The organism is Achromobacter spanius, from assembly GCF_039673305.1.
Lineage (GTDB): Bacteria > Pseudomonadota > Gammaproteobacteria > Burkholderiales > Burkholderiaceae_B > Achromobacter > Achromobacter spanius_F.
Genome location: NZ_JBDJLJ010000008.1, coordinates 1 through 13,735 on the forward strand (window position 1 = coordinate 1; position 13,735 = coordinate 13,735).

Consider the following 13,735-nt stretch of genomic DNA (forward strand, 5'->3'; position numbering starts at 1 on the left):
CCGCGCCGGGCCGGCTCCGTCTTTATGGGCCACGCATGTAAAAAATGCCCCGAGCGGGCCGGCGGCGCGGTTGCCCGGCCCCGTTCACCGCCTGGCACACCGCTTGCGTAGGGCAGGTGGCGAAGCGGTCATTTCGCCTCGCGGGTCGATACTTCCATGGAGACAAACTATGAACCAACCCTACACAGGCGCCGGACAGGCGCAGGGCCAGACCAACATCGTTGGCGGCCCGAAGAGCGATCCCGGCGGCCCGGGCCCCCAGGTCATGGCCGCCGGCACGCTGGAAGGCAATGACGTCTACAACCCCGCGGGCGAATCGCTGGGCAGCATCCAGGACATCATGCTGGACGTGCCTCGTGGCCGCGTTGCCTACGCCGTGCTGTCGCGCGGCGGCATCCTGGGCATCGGCGACAAGCTGTACGCCATTCCGTGGAGCGCGCTGACGCTGGATACCGACCGCAAGTGCTTCGTGCTCAATGTGGACAAGGAGGTCCTCAAGAACGCCGAAGGCTTCGACAAGGACAACTGGCCGAGCATGGCCGACGAGACCTGGGCGCGCGGCATCCATCAGTACTACAACCAGCCTCCGTACTGGTAAAGAGGCAGCGAGGACGGCATGCACGAAGACGGCAGACTGGTCGCGGTGTCTTCCTATTTCAACGACGCGGTCGTCAGCTGCGGGTGTTTGCTCGCCGCTCGCCCGGGCAGCGCCGTCCTCACGGTGTTCACGGGCATGCCGCTGGGCGCGGCGCAATTGTCCGACCGCGACCGCAGGAGCGGTTTCAAGGATGCGCGCGAAGCGCTGCTGGCGCGCCATGCGCAAAGCGACCGCGCATTGTCGCTGCTGGGCGTCCAGGGCGCGCAGATGGATCTGCTGGACGAACGGCACCTGGAAAGCGGCGAGGGCGGGCGCCTGACCGGCGCGCTGGCCGCGGCGCTTTCCGCGCTGCGGCCACGCATCATCCTCATCCCCCTGGGGCTGTTCAGTCCGGGGCACATCCGGGTCTGCGACGCCGGGATGACCATCCGCGCGTTGTTTCCGCGCGTGGTCTGGATTGCCTACGAAGAGGCTGTCGACGGCGCGCCGCCGGGCGCGGTGCAGGAGCGCCTGGCGTTCCTGCTGCGCCAGCGGATCACGGCCAGCCCCTTCGGTCTGGCTCAGGACGCCCACGCGGACGGCGCCAGAAGGCGCGCCATGGCCGCATGGGCCAGCCTGGAAGATCAGGACTGCGCGGGGTCGGCTGCCGCGCCGGCCCGGCACCCGGAGCGCTACTGGCGGCTGTCATGGAAGCAAGACAAGGTCGCCTGAAGCGGATGGCGGCGCCGGGCATGCGGCTTGCGGACCCATCCGACGACAGCCGCCGCAAGCGCGCCCTCATCCTTTTCGACCATTGATGAACGGCTGCGCATGCCGGACGATGCTCGGGTTGCGCCGGGCGCCGCGGGTCGCTATGGTGGAAGGACCTGGCGCGCGACGCCGCCGCCATTCCAACGCACGGGAAAAACAATGAGTTCGAACGCAGCCGCTGTGCGCGGCCGGTCGCGCTGGGGCAACGCCCTGGCCATCCTGCTTCTGATCGGGGCGCTGCTGGCGGTCCTGGCGCTGGCTGCGACCCGCATCGCGGAACAGCGCATCGCCAGCATGCTGGGCCCGCGCGGCCAGGTGGGCGATGTACAGGTCGGCTTCAGGCAGGTGGTGCTGACCGACGTGGTCGTGCCGGGCGCGTCGGGCCAGGCCGGCGCGCGGGCCAGCCGCATCGAACTCGAACCGGAGTGGTCCGCGTTCCTGCGGCACGAGGCCGTCTTCAAGCGGGTCACCATCGAAGGCTTCGACTTCGCGGTGGTACGCGGCGCGGACGGCGGCATGCAGATCGCGCCCGCCGTCCAGGCCGCGCTGCGCGCCGGCGATGGCGGGGATGGCAAGTCGCGCCGCACTGGCCCCATCCGCGTGGCGGACCTGATCCTGCGCGATGGTCGACTGGACTACCTGGACGGCCAGATCGCAAAGCCGCCGCACCGCATCCCGTTCACCGGCGTGCAGGCTCACCTGAGTCCCCTGACCCTGCCCAGCGACGGCGTGGCCAGCGACATGGAGTTCAGCGGCAAGGTCGAAGACAACCGCAACGGCGAATCGACCGTGCGCGCCCACGGCAAGGTGGTGGTGGGCGGCACCGACGCCGACATGACGGTCGCCGTGCGCAATATGGACATCCGCTATGCCGCCCCTTACCTGGCCGAGAACGGCGCGGGATCCCTGACGGGCGGGGCGATGGACCTGGACATGAAGACCACCATCGAGAAGCGCGAATTGCGCGCGTCGGGAACGGTCGCGCTGCGCGGCCTGAAGTTCGGCGGGGAAGGGAGCCTGTTCTCGCTGCCGCGCAAGGCCGTGCTGGCGGCGCTGGAAGACAAGCGCGGCGTCGTCCGTTTTGAATTCGCGCTGGCCGGCAAGCTGGACAATCCGAAGTTTTCGGTCACGCGCGGCTTTTCCGCGCAGGTCGCGCAAGGCTTTGGGAAGGCGATCGGTGTCGGCGCCGAGGGCGCCGCCGAAGGCGTCTCGGGCGCGGTCAAGGAACTGGGCAATGCGCTGTCGGACCTGCTGAGCCCCAAGCCCTGAGCCGACCCGGCCGGCTCATGGGGTGGGCCGGGCCCGGCCCACGCGGGCGCCCATGACCATCTCGGTCACCCAGTTCACCAGGATGGACGTGTACGCGCGCTGAGACGCCTTGTCGCTCAGCGCGTGGTCCGCGCCGTCCAGGATGCGGTGCGTCAACGAATGGGAGCGTCGAAACGCCGACCGGTAGCTCATGATCGTGGAATGCGGAATGTAGATGTCGTGCTCGGCCTCGACGATCAGCACGTCGCCGGGAAACGCGGCGCAGGCCGACAGCGCCCGGTTGCTTTCCGGCTCGACGTGGCTGTTGCGGTAGGCCCGCAGGGTCTCGCGGTTGAGCTGGTTCTTGGGCAGCATCCATTCGTCGTCGCGGTACAGCGCGGGCACGTGCAGCGCCAGCCAGCGCACGCGCCGCAGTCCGCTCAGGATGGCGGCCAGGTAGCCGCCATAGCTGCTGCCCACCACCGCCACCGAACCGCTGTCGAGCGACGGATGCGCGGCCAGCCGGTCGTACGCCGCCATGACGTCGCGCAGGTTGTCGTCGCGCGACACCTGCATCTGCTGCGCCTGCGTCGCCGCATGGCCGCGCAGGTCGAAAGTCAGGCAGACGCAGCCCAGCGCGGCGATGCCCTTGGCGCGGGACAGGTCAAACGCCTGGTCGCCGCCCCAGCCGTGGATGAACAGCACGCCGGGCACCTTGTTCTCCGGCGTGAGGAAGGTGCCGGCAAGGCGCTGGTCGGCCACCTCGATGTCGATCGGATCGCTATAGGCGGCCATCGCTTTCCTCCAGGACGCCGCCGGACTTGGTGATCATGCCGACGGCGGAGTCTTCGCCGCGATAGACGTAGCGCTGCGCGGTTGGTATGGGCTCGTCCTTGCCGTAGCGTTCGCGGGTGGCCGCCGTCACGGTCTTGAGCGACGGAGACAGCAGGAACGCCTGCAGGGCCGCCAACTCCGCGATGCTGGCGCCGCCCGCGCGCCAGGACTGCTCCAGCACGCCCGCTCGCGCCTCGCCGCGGGCGGTGGATCCGATTGCGACGTCGTAGTTGCGGCGCGAGGCGAAGAATTCGGGATAGGCCGTGGACACGGCGGTGTCGTAGCGGCACGCCAGTTCCACCGCGCGCCGTTCGTCGGGCGACAGGTCCAGCGCGCGCAGCTGATCGAAGCCACCGCGGGCGAAACGCAGCGTTGAACCGCCATAGACGGAGATGCCGTCGTTGTCGGGCGTCAGGCCCTGCGTGCCGACATAGGACGCTTCCAGCTTGCCCACCCGGACCCAGCCGACGCTGAACGTGACGATTTGCGCCAGATCCTCCTCCAGCACCAGGCCAAGGCGGCGCAGGCAGGCGGCATCCTGAGCGCCTAGCGCCGCGCGCAGTTCCTGGGGCGTGCGCACCACGATCTGGCCGCGTCCGGCATTGGCGTCCGCCGGCTTGATGCGCAGCGGCCCGTCCTTCAGCAAGAGTTCACCGGCGCGTTGGGCGTCTTCAAGCGTAAAGGCGGAATAGCCCCGCAGCACGGCCTCGCGCAGTTCGCCGGCCAGCCTGCGCACCCAGCCCTGCGGCGTTTTGGCCTGGGCGTCCAGCACGCCATGGGTGATGGATTTGGTCGCCACGAAGGCATGCGGCGTCACGCCGCCATACAGGTCGGCGGCGCGCGTGATGCCCAGCTTCGCGGCGCGCGCCAGACTGGTGATGCTGCGGTCCGGCACGTAGTAGGGCGCGGGTTCGCCGCGATGCCGGGTGGGGCGGAAATCCGGCACGAAGCGCCGGCCCAGCAGGGCGGCCAGACGCAGGGCCAGCGCCTCCTGCGAAGCGATCTCATGTTCGGAGGCGCCGGCGCGCCTGGGGTAGGCGGCGACCGTTCCGGATGCACTGGAAGGGGGACGGTTCATGGCGGGCCTCACAGCAATCGCCGTGCCGGGCCCGCGGGCGGCGCCTGTGTCTTGCGCCGCCGCAGGCTCAGCCGCAGCTCGATCAGAAGATAGGCCGCCACGGCGAGACATAGCGGCGCCAGGGCGTACAGGGCGCGATAGGCAAGCGCGGCGCCCAGGACCTCCGCCGCCGGGATGCGCGGCGCCAGCGCGGCCACGAAAATCGCCTCGGTCGTGCCCAGGCCGCCCGGGACTCGGGTGATGACGGCGGCAAAGCTCGTGCACAGCAGGATGCCCAGGACGGCCGGATAGGGCGCCTTGCCCTGCAGCAGGACGTAGATGATGCCGCCCATGATGGCCCAGGACAGCGCGGCCACGCAGCACTGCGCGACGGCCATGCCGACGCCGGGCAGGGTGATGTGGTGGCCCATCCATGTCGCGCTGCGGCGCACCGACCGCGCGCACGTCGTGACGTAGGCGGCGCCCAGCGCCAGCAGCGCCACGCCCAGCAGGCGCAGCATGCCTGAGCCGATCTCCCAGCCGGCGGGCACGGGCACCACGCCCCAGGCGAACAGCGCGCCGGCCAGCCACGCGTAGCCGATCCAGTTCGATGCGGCCGAAAACAGGGCCACCCGCGTGGCCACGGACTTGCGGCAGCCCAGCCGCGTGTACAGCCGCAGGCGCGCACCCAGGCCGCCCACCAGCACGCCCAGGTTCAGGTTCAGGGCGTAGCTCACCATCGCCACGCCCAGCGCCTTGGGCGCGGGCAGGGTATGGCGCGCGTATTTCTTTCCCAGCAGGTCCAGGCTGCCGTAGGCCAGATAACCCGCCACCACCATTGCCCCCGCGATCGCGATGGTCTGCCCCGGAATCCTGCGCATGGACATCCAGACCTGGGGCCAGTCCACGGAGCGGCCGAAGTAGTACAGCAGGCCCGCCACCACCACCAACACCACCACCGGCAGGACGCGCTTGATGCGGGGCCAGCGATGGCGCAGCGCCCGCCACGCCGATGTGCGCAGGATCCTCATGCCGTCTCCCTGCCGGTGTCCGGCGCGACGGAGTGCAGGCGCGGCTTGTGCGCGGGCAGGCTGCCGGCCCAGGCCGGAAAGCGCCGCAGGAAATGGAACACGACCACGCCGATCCACAGGCGCCGCAAACGGCTCCTGGACGGTTTCGCCATTTCGACCGGACGGCAATCCTGCTCGATCAGCCGGTCCAGGCTGCGGCGCAGCGCCGCGTTCAGCGACGCGTCGCGCACCACCACATTGGCTTCCAGGTTCAGGGCCAGGCTCAGCGGGTCCAGGTTGCTGGAGCCGATGGTCGACCAGTCGTCGTCCACGCAGGCCACCTTGCCGTGCAGCGGACGCTTGCAGTATTCGTAGATCTGCACGCCCGCATCGATCAGGTAGTCGTACAGCATCGTCGCGGCCAGCCGGGCGACCAGCACGTCGGGTTCACCCTGCAGCAGCAGGCGCACGCGCACGCCGCGGCGGGCGGCGTTGGCCAGGTCGCGCAGCAGGTGGTAGCCGGGGAAGAAATAGGCGTTGGCGATCAGCACGTCCGATCGGGCCGAGCGCACGCCCGCCCGGTAGTAGCGTTCGATGTCGCTCTGGTGGCTGACGTTGTCGCGCACCACCAGGCGGCCGCCGCCATCGCCCGCGGGCAGGGGATCCAGCCGCGCCGGCCGCCGGCGCTGCCGCCGCGTCCGGCCGTTGCCCAGGGCGGCGCGCGCGTAGTCGGCAAGGTCCGCGGCCAGCGGTCCCTCCAGCTCCACGGCATAGTCCTGCTTGGCCTCGGGGCCGAACTCGGGCAGGTGGTCCGCCGAGAAATTGATGCCGCCGATGAAGGCCCGTTCCCGGTCCACGGCCACGATCTTGCGGTGCATGCGTCGGAACACATTCGTGCGCACGCCCAGAAAGCGCGGCCGCGGGTCGAACACATGGAAGCGGACGCCGCTTTCCGTCATGGCGCCGACGAAGTCATCGCCCAGTTCGTCCGAGCCGTAGCCGTCCACCATCAGGTCCACGCTCACGCCGCGCCGCGCCGCGCCGATCAGGGCGCGCTGGATGTCCCGGCCCACGGCATCGTCGAACAGAATGAATGTCTCAACCAGCACCTCGCTGCGCGCGGCCTCGATCGCCTTGATCACGGCGGGGAAATACTCGGTGCCGTTCTCCAGCAGGGTGTAGCGGTTGTGTTCGCGCCAGCCGGGGTTCATAGCGCAATCTCCGCGCAGATCGGCACGTGGTCGGACAGCCGCGACCACACGCGCGACGCCAGAGGCACGGGCTGCCAGTCGCGCACGCTGCGCACGTAGATCCGGTCCAGGCGCAGCAGCGGCCAGCGGGCCGGAAAGGTCCTGGCGGGCCGGCCCAGCCGGGACGTGAACACTTCGCGGGTCCCGCAGCCGCGCATCAGCGTGTCGGCGCGCAACCGCCAGTCGTTGAAATCGCCCGCGATGAGCAGAGGCTCGTTGGCCGGCACGCCGTGCGTCACCAGTTCGCACAGGCGACGCAGCTGCTGGCCGCGGTGATGCTCCAGCAGCCCCAGGTGGACGCAGATCGCATGCACGGGCGCGCGCAGGGACGGCGGGCGCAGCACGCAGTGCAGCAGGCCGCGGCCTTCATGGCCGTCCACGCTCACGTCGTGATTGTGGTGGCGCTCGATCGGATAGCGCGACAGGATCGCGTTGCCATGGTGCCCTTCCGGGTAGACGGCATTGCGGCCATAGGCGTAGTCCGTCCACAGGGTGTCGGCCAGGAATTCGTACTGCGACTGGGCCGGCCACGCCTCGTGGCGCCCGGCGTGCACCTGATGCTCGCCCAGCACCTCCTGCAAAAAGACCACGTCCGGCGCCGCGGTGCGCAGGGCCTCGCGCAGATCGTGCAGCATGAAGCGGCGGTTAAAGCTGGTGAAACCCTTGTGCGTGTTCACCGTCAACACCGTGAGCGTCGTTGCGTCGATGTAATGCGAGCCTGCCATGAAATCTCCCGCGGATACGATCTGCCGCACGGAGCAAGCGCCGTGCCCGGCGCGTAACGGATCGTCAGCACGCGGGGGAATCGGCCCGCCGCACACTCGGGGGACGCATGAGCAAATGAGAAATCGGCATTTCTCAGGCAGAAAAGGCGGGCCTAAGATCCGCAGCTTCCCATCCGCATCACACTCGCTATCCTGCTGACCGTCCTGGCGATCTCGGTGGCCGGCAAGGGGGAAACGACGCGCTCAATCCCAGGCTGAAACGCTCATGACCGAACTGCTCCGCATCGAAAACCTTACCGTCGACCTGCCGCCCGGCGCCGACCGCCCGCACGCGCTCAAGGACCTGTCGCTGACGGTGAACGCGGGCGAGATCGTCTGCGTCGTCGGCGAGAGCGGTTCGGGCAAGTCGCTGACCGCCGGCACCGTGCTGGGCCTGCTGCCGCAGGGCGTGCGCGCAACCGGCGGCCAGGTGCTGTGGGAAGGACAGGACCTGCTCAAGCTCGCGCCCGAGGCGCTGCGGCGCCTGCGCGGCAAGCGGATCGGCATGATCTTCCAGGAGCCGATGACCGCGCTGAACCCGTTGCGCACCATCGGCGACCAGATCGCGGAAGTGTTCCGCACGCATACCCGGCTGTCGCGCGCCGAGATCCGGCGCCGTACGCTGGACCTGCTGGAATCGGTCCGGATACCGGATCCGGCGCAGGCGACGGACGCGTACCCGCACGAACTCTCCGGCGGCCAGCGCCAGCGGGCGATGATCGCCATGGCGTTGGCGCTGGAACCCGCGCTCTTGATCGCCGACGAACCCACCACGGCCCTGGACGTGACGACGCAGGCGCAGATCCTGCACCTGATCCACGACCTGCAGCGCCGCAAGGGCACGGCCGTGCTCTTCATCACGCATGACTTCGGCGTGGTGGCCGAGATCGCCGACCGGGTGGCCGTCATGCAACGCGGTGAACTCGTCGAAAGCGGCACGGCCGACCAGGTGCTGGAACACCCGCGCCATCCCTACACGCGCGCCCTGATCGCCGCGGTGCCGCCGCTGGCGCCCGCGACGGCGCGTCCGGCCCTGGATCCCGGCGCGCCCGCGATCCTGACCACGCAGGGGCTGTCCAAGACCTACCGCAAGCGCGGCTGGTTCGGACGTCCCGGGCGGGTCACCCATGCCGTGGACGGCGTGACGCTCGCGCTGCCGCAGGGCGGCACGCTGGGCATCGTCGGGGAAAGCGGCTCGGGCAAGTCCACGCTGGCGCGCACCCTCCTGGGCCTGCTGCCGCCCGATGGCGGCTCCATTACGCTGGCCGGCGCGCCGCTGGCTTTCAAGGGCGCGGCCGCGCGGCGCGCCCATGCCCGCCGCGTGCAGATGGTGTTCCAGGATCCCTACGGATCGCTCAACCCGCGCCAGCGCGTGGGCGACATCGTGGCGCAAGGGCCTATCGTGCATGGCGCGCCGCGCCGGACCGCGCTGGCCCGGGCACAGGAATTGTTCGAACTGGTGGGCCTGTCGCCCGACGCCGTGCGCCGCTATCCGCACGAGTTCTCGGGCGGCCAGCGCCAGCGGGTGGGCCTGGCGCGGGCGTTGGCGATGAATCCGCAGGTCCTGATCGCGGACGAGCCGGTCTCCGCGCTGGATGTGTCGGTGCAGGCCCAGGTGCTGGCGCTCCTTGCCCGCCTGCGCGAACAGCTCGGCCTGTCCATCGTGTTCATCACGCACGACCTGCGCGTCGCGGCGCAGGTCTGCGACCACATCGCCGTCATGAAGGAAGGCCGCGTGGTGGAAGAGGGCGCGTGCGCCGAGGTCTTCGGCAACCCCGTCCATCCCTACACCCAGGCCCTGCTCGCCGCGGTGCCCGGACGGCGCTGGGATCCCGCGGCCGTCGCCACCCGGCTGGCGGCCTGATCCTGTCCTTTGTCGGCCCCCAGGCGGTTCGGGCTAGTGGCCCGCCGCCGCGGCGCGCTGCGCATAGCGCCCGACCAGGGTGGCGCTGGCCTCGTTCAGGCCCACGACGTCCACTTGGCGGCCCGCGCGGCGCAGCTTGAGCGTGGCCTTGTCCAGTTCCCCCACTGCGGAAATGTCCCAGAAGTGCGCGGCCGACAGGTCGATCACGACGCGCTCGACCGGTTCGCGGAAGTCGATCGCGGCGGAAAACCGCGTGGCCGACGCGAAGAAGATCTGGCCCGCGTAACGATACGTCCGCGTGCGGCCGTCCTCGGACAGGGTCGAATCCACGTCCAGCAGTCCCTTCACCTTGCCGGCGAAGAACAGGCCGCTGAGCACCACGCCGACCAGCACGCCGCGGGCCAGGTCATGCGTCCAGACCACGACCGCCACGGTCGACAGCATGACCACGGACGACTGCCAGGGGTGCGAGCCCAGGTTGCGGATCGAGCGCCAGCTGAAGGTGCCGATCGACACCATGATCATGACGGCCACCAGCGCCGGCATCGGGATGCGCGCCACCAGCGGCCCCAGGACGACGATCAGGAACAGCAGGAACGTGCCGGCCACGAACGTCGACAGGCGGGTGCGGCCGCCGGAGCGGACGTTGATGACGGACTGGCCGATCATGGCGCACCCGCCCATGCCGCCCAGGAATCCCGTCACGATGTTCGCGATGCCCTGGCCCTTGCATTCGCGGCGCTTGTCGCTGGGCGTGTCGGTCATATCGTCGACGATCTGCGCCGTCATCATGGATTCCAGCAGGCCGACCGCCGCCATCGTCGCGGAATAGGGCAGGATGATGCGCAGCGTCTCCAGCGTGAAGGGCACGTCCGGGATCGCGAACGAGGGCAGGGCCGACGGCAGCGCGCCCATGTCGCCCACGGTGTTCACGTCCAGGCCGCCGTAGATCGACACGGCCGTCATCGCGATGATGGCCACAAGCGGCGAGGGCACCGCCGTCGTCAGGCGCGGCAGCAGATAGATGATGGCCAGCGACGCCGCGATCATCGCGTAGGCGATCCACGTCACGCCGATCAGTTGCGGAAGTTGCGCCATGAAGATCAGGATGGCCAGCGCATTGACGAAGCCCGTCACCACCGAGCGGGACACATACTGCATCAGCAGGTCCAGTCGCAGGAAGCCCGCGATGATCTGGATGACGCCCATCAGGACGGACGCGGCGAACAGGTAGCCGATGCCGTGGTCGCGCACCAGGGGGGCCACCAGCACGGCCACGGCGGCCGTCGCCGCCGAGATCATGGCGGGCCGGCCGCCCGTGAACGCGATGATCAGGGCAATGGAGAACGACGCGTACAGCCCCACGCCGGGGTCCACGCCGGCGATGATGGAAAAGCCGATCGCCTCCGGGATCAGCGCCAGGGCGACGAGGATGCCCGCAAGAATGTCCGCGCGTGGATTGGCCATCCAGTCGCGGCGAAGCTGGGAAAGAACTGACATTGATTGGCTAAGCTTGATTTGAGCAAGCGAGTGCGGTGCGCGCCGGCCGGGGAGGGCCGCTCGGGGAGCGTAGGCAGTTACGGGGCGAGCGCAGCGGTTCGCTTGAGGTTGTCCGAGGGATAGGCGCCCGGCCGAGCCACCCGGCAAGCCGGGTCCATCTGGAATCGCGACGGCATCGCGACCTTGCGCGCCCCTTGCGGGCGCGGCGGACGGCATTGTACCTGCATGACGCCGCCGGACTACCCGCGGGACGCCTTCGGTAACGGCGGCGGCCACGACTGCGGGTCAGCCCCAATCGCGTCCATTCACGATTCAGGTATTATTCAGAATCCTGTAAGAAAGAGAGCCCGGCGGATTTTCCGGCCCACCGCTGCCCAGGCAGCCCGCGCCGTCCGCCATCTATGACCGAAGACCCTCCTCCTAGCAGGGCGCCGCGCATGTGCCGGCGCCCGATGCCCCCTCCCAGTCTCACCGCGGTGCCGGCAGTCTTGCTGCGCGCCGACCTCCTCAGCGCCATCGCGGCCACGCCGCGCCTGGGCGGCCGCGCGCCGCCGGGCCTGTCCGGCCTTGCCCGTCCGCTTGCGCGGCGCCGTCCGCGCGCCTACTTTTCCGCTGATGCATCCCGACGCGCCGCTGGTGCGCGTTCCTGCACGTTTTTCCTGGAAGCCTGATGATTTTCGACTGGATGTCCGACCCCACCGCCTGGCTTGGCCTGGCGACCCTGGTCGTGCTTGAGATTGTGCTGGGTATCGACAACCTGGTGTTCATCGCCATCCTGGCGGACAAACTGCCGCCCGACCAACGCAACCGCGCGCGCCTGATCGGCCTGACGCTGGCGCTGGTGATGCGCCTGGGCCTGCTGGCCAGCATTGCGTGGGTGGTGACGCTGACCGCGCCGCTCTTCACCGTGTTCGGCGCCGAGATCTCGGGCCGCGACCTGATCCTGATCCTGGGCGGCCTGTTCCTGCTCTTCAAAGGCACCATGGAACTGCACGAACGCGTGGAGGGCAGCTCCGCGCACGAGCCGGGGCAGAAGCCGCAGCATGCGGTGTTCTGGCAAGTCATCCTGCAGATCGTGGTGCTGGACGCGGTGTTCTCGCTGGACTCCGTCATTACCGCCGTGGGCATGGTGCAGGACCTGAGCATCATGATGATCGCCGTGGTGGTGGCGATGGCCGTCATGATGCTGGCCAGCCGACCGCTGATGGCCTTCGTGGGCCGCCACCCCACCGTGGTGATCCTGTGCCTGGGCCTGCTGCTGATGATCGGCTTCAGCCTGGTGGCCGAAGGCCTGGGCTTCCATGTGCCCAAGGGCTACCTGTACGCCGCGATCGGCTTCTCGATCCTGATCGAACTGTGCAACCAGCTTGCGCGCCGCAACCGCGCCCGCGGCACCCACGCCCTGGGACGCCGCCAGCGCACGGCGCAGGCCGTGCTGCGCCTGCTGCGCGGCGGCCGCGCCGGCCAGCCGGTCTCGCAGGCCGACGAAGTCGTGGCGCTGGTCGACGGCGCGGGCGACGAGCCCGCCTTCGCGCCCGAGGAAAGCTCGATGATCGAACGCGTGCTGTCCATTGGCGGGCGCGACGTGCGATCCATCATGGTCCCGCGCGGCGACGTCACCTGGCTGGACGTGGCCGATACGCCGGACGAGATCGTGCGCAAGTTCGCCAGCGGCCACTCGCGCCTGCCGCTGTGCGCGGGCGACCCGGCCAACGTGCTGGGCGTGGTGCACTTCAAGGAGGTGTTGCCCCTGTTGCAGACCCCGGGTCCGATCGACCTGGTGGAACTGGCGCGCGAGCCGCGCTACGTGCTGGAAACCACGCCGGTGCTGAAGGTGCTGGACGAACTGCGCGCCTCGCGCGACCACATGCTGATCGTCGTGGACGAGCACGGCGTGTGCGAGGGCCTGGTCACGCCGATGGACGTGCTGACGGCGGTGGCGGGCGACCTGCCCGAACACCGCGAGGACCAGCCCGAGGCCTTGCAGCTTTCCGACGGCTCGTGGCTGCTGGAAGGCCGCCTGTCGGTGGACGAGGCGGCGCGCCTGCTGGATGCGCAGGCCCTGGCCGAAGACTATCCCGACGCCACGCTCGCCGGCTGCCTGCTGCGTGCGGGCGGCCGGATTCCGGAAACGGGCGACACCGTCCTGTTGCGCGATTGGGGCTTTGAAGTCACCCGGCGCGACGGGCTGCGGATCGATCAGGTGCATGCGCGGCCAATCCCCCAGGCCGCGGCGCAGTCGGATTGATCCTGCTGGCCGGGCGCACGCTGCGCGACGCGCCTCAGCTGCAGATGCGCCGCCACGGCGACCGGTTGACCGGGCAATAACCGGGGCAGCGCGTCGCGACGGCCTTGCCGCTGAGGCATTCGGAATTGGCTTCGGTGAATCCGTACTGCATGCTGCCGTAGCAGCCGCAAAGCTCCAGCACCGTGCCCGGCGGGTGCTTCGGCGGTTCGGCGGCGGCCTTGGGCGGCGCTTTGGCCGCGCTGGCGGACGATGCCGCGGCGGGAGGCGATGCCGCGGGCGCCGCACCGGATGGCGCGGCGCGCGTCGGCGGTTCGGACGCTGGCGCAGGGGCGCGGGCAGGGCGCGCATCGCCGGTTCCCAGGCGGTCCTTCACGGCGTCCGCGCTCATGCCGCAGCGCTTGGCGATGGTGGACACGCTGCGGCCGGCGTCGGCCATGGCGCGCAGGGTCTTGTCGCTGCATGCCGCCTGGGCGCCGGCGCCCGCCAGGGCGCCCACGACCAGCAGCGCGCACGCCAACCATCCAGACCCGCATCGCGTCATGACACGCCTCCCGCACGTTGGTGCGCCGGGGCAGGACTACGCCCATGTTTTTGACCGCAAGTTGCGGCCTG

The 13,735-nt window shown here is 69.8% G+C and carries 13 protein-coding genes and 1 other annotated feature; of the genes, 6 read left to right on the top strand and 7 right to left on the bottom strand.

Features of this window, described 5'->3' with window-relative positions; all coding sequences use genetic code 11:
* The first annotated feature begins 169 nt into the window (after positions 1–169).
* From ABE485_RS09605 to ABE485_RS09615, 3 genes are all read left to right on the top strand, one after another.
* Positions 170–598 carry a PRC-barrel domain-containing protein gene (locus tag ABE485_RS09605; RefSeq protein ID WP_346515062.1) on the top strand — a complete coding sequence of 143 codons (429 nt, stop codon included), beginning with the start codon at positions 170–172 and terminating at the stop codon, positions 596–598.
* An 18-nt stretch (positions 599–616) separates the two neighbouring features.
* A complete protein-coding gene (locus tag ABE485_RS09610; protein WP_346515063.1) occupies positions 617–1,309 on the top strand; it encodes a PIG-L family deacetylase in 693 nt (230 codons plus the stop codon).
* A 198-nt stretch (positions 1,310–1,507) separates the two neighbouring features.
* Positions 1,508–2,617: a DUF748 domain-containing protein gene (locus ABE485_RS09615; RefSeq protein ID WP_346515064.1), complete on the top strand. Its 1,110-nt coding sequence runs from the start codon at positions 1,508–1,510 to the stop codon at positions 2,615–2,617.
* Positions 2,618–2,632: 15 nt separating this feature from the next.
* On the opposite strand, the gene ABE485_RS09620 is transcribed toward ABE485_RS09615, so the two are convergent.
* Genes ABE485_RS09620 through ABE485_RS09640 form a run of 5 tightly spaced genes read right to left on the bottom strand, consistent with a single transcriptional unit; the run spans position 2,633 to position 7,472 of the window.
* Complete coding sequence (locus ABE485_RS09620) at positions 2,633–3,391, bottom strand: alpha/beta hydrolase family protein (protein ID WP_346515065.1); 759 nt, start codon at positions 3,389–3,391, stop codon at positions 2,633–2,635.
* On the bottom strand, positions 3,378–4,508 hold the full coding sequence (locus ABE485_RS09625; protein WP_346515066.1) for a DUF3182 family protein: 1,131 nt from the start codon (positions 4,506–4,508) through the stop codon (positions 3,378–3,380). The genes ABE485_RS09620 and ABE485_RS09625 overlap by 14 nt, the downstream gene beginning before the upstream one ends.
* Positions 4,509–4,516: 8 nt before the next feature.
* A complete protein-coding gene (locus ABE485_RS09630; protein WP_346515067.1) occupies positions 4,517–5,518 on the bottom strand; it encodes a lysylphosphatidylglycerol synthase domain-containing protein in 1,002 nt (333 codons plus the stop codon).
* On the bottom strand, positions 5,515–6,708 hold the full coding sequence (gene clsB / locus ABE485_RS09635; protein WP_346515068.1) for a cardiolipin synthase ClsB: 1,194 nt from the start codon (positions 6,706–6,708) through the stop codon (positions 5,515–5,517). Before clsB ends, ABE485_RS09630 begins: the two co-directional genes overlap by 4 nt.
* Complete coding sequence (locus ABE485_RS09640) at positions 6,705–7,472, bottom strand: endonuclease/exonuclease/phosphatase family protein (RefSeq protein ID WP_346515069.1); 768 nt, start codon at positions 7,470–7,472, stop codon at positions 6,705–6,707. Before ABE485_RS09640 ends, clsB begins: the two co-directional genes overlap by 4 nt.
* A 265-nt stretch (positions 7,473–7,737) precedes the next feature.
* Here ABE485_RS09640 and ABE485_RS09645 point away from each other — a divergent pair, with 265 nt between their 5' ends.
* The gene (locus tag ABE485_RS09645; RefSeq protein ID WP_346515070.1) at positions 7,738–9,375 is read left to right on the top strand and encodes an ABC transporter ATP-binding protein; all 1,638 of its coding nucleotides are present in this window, start codon (positions 7,738–7,740) and stop codon (positions 9,373–9,375) included.
* 33 nt (positions 9,376–9,408) lie between these two features.
* Here the strand turns inward: ABE485_RS09645 and ABE485_RS09650 are convergent, their stop codons facing one another.
* On the bottom strand, positions 9,409–10,875 hold the full coding sequence (locus tag ABE485_RS09650) for a SulP family inorganic anion transporter (protein WP_346515071.1): 1,467 nt from the start codon (positions 10,873–10,875) through the stop codon (positions 9,409–9,411).
* A gap of 106 nt (positions 10,876–10,981) precedes the next feature.
* Positions 10,982–11,034, bottom strand: a sequence feature (sul1 is cis-regulatory element that is thought to sense ions involved in sulfur or methionine metabolism; They are found in Alphaproteobacteria).
* Positions 11,035–11,327: 293 nt separating this feature from the next.
* On the opposite strand from ABE485_RS09650, the gene ABE485_RS09655 reads away from it, so the two are divergent.
* Complete coding sequence (locus ABE485_RS09655) at positions 11,328–11,546, top strand: hypothetical protein (protein ID WP_346515072.1); 219 nt, start codon at positions 11,328–11,330, stop codon at positions 11,544–11,546.
* The gene (locus ABE485_RS09660; protein WP_346515073.1) at positions 11,546–13,123 is read left to right on the top strand and encodes a TerC family protein; all 1,578 of its coding nucleotides are present in this window, start codon (positions 11,546–11,548) and stop codon (positions 13,121–13,123) included. Before ABE485_RS09655 ends, ABE485_RS09660 begins: the two co-directional genes overlap by 1 nt.
* A 34-nt stretch (positions 13,124–13,157) precedes the next feature.
* On the opposite strand, the gene ABE485_RS09665 is transcribed toward ABE485_RS09660, so the two are convergent.
* Positions 13,158–13,664, bottom strand: coding sequence for a hypothetical protein (locus ABE485_RS09665; protein WP_346515074.1), 507 nt, complete (start codon positions 13,662–13,664; stop codon positions 13,158–13,160).
* Between the last annotated feature and the right edge of the window lie 71 nt (positions 13,665–13,735).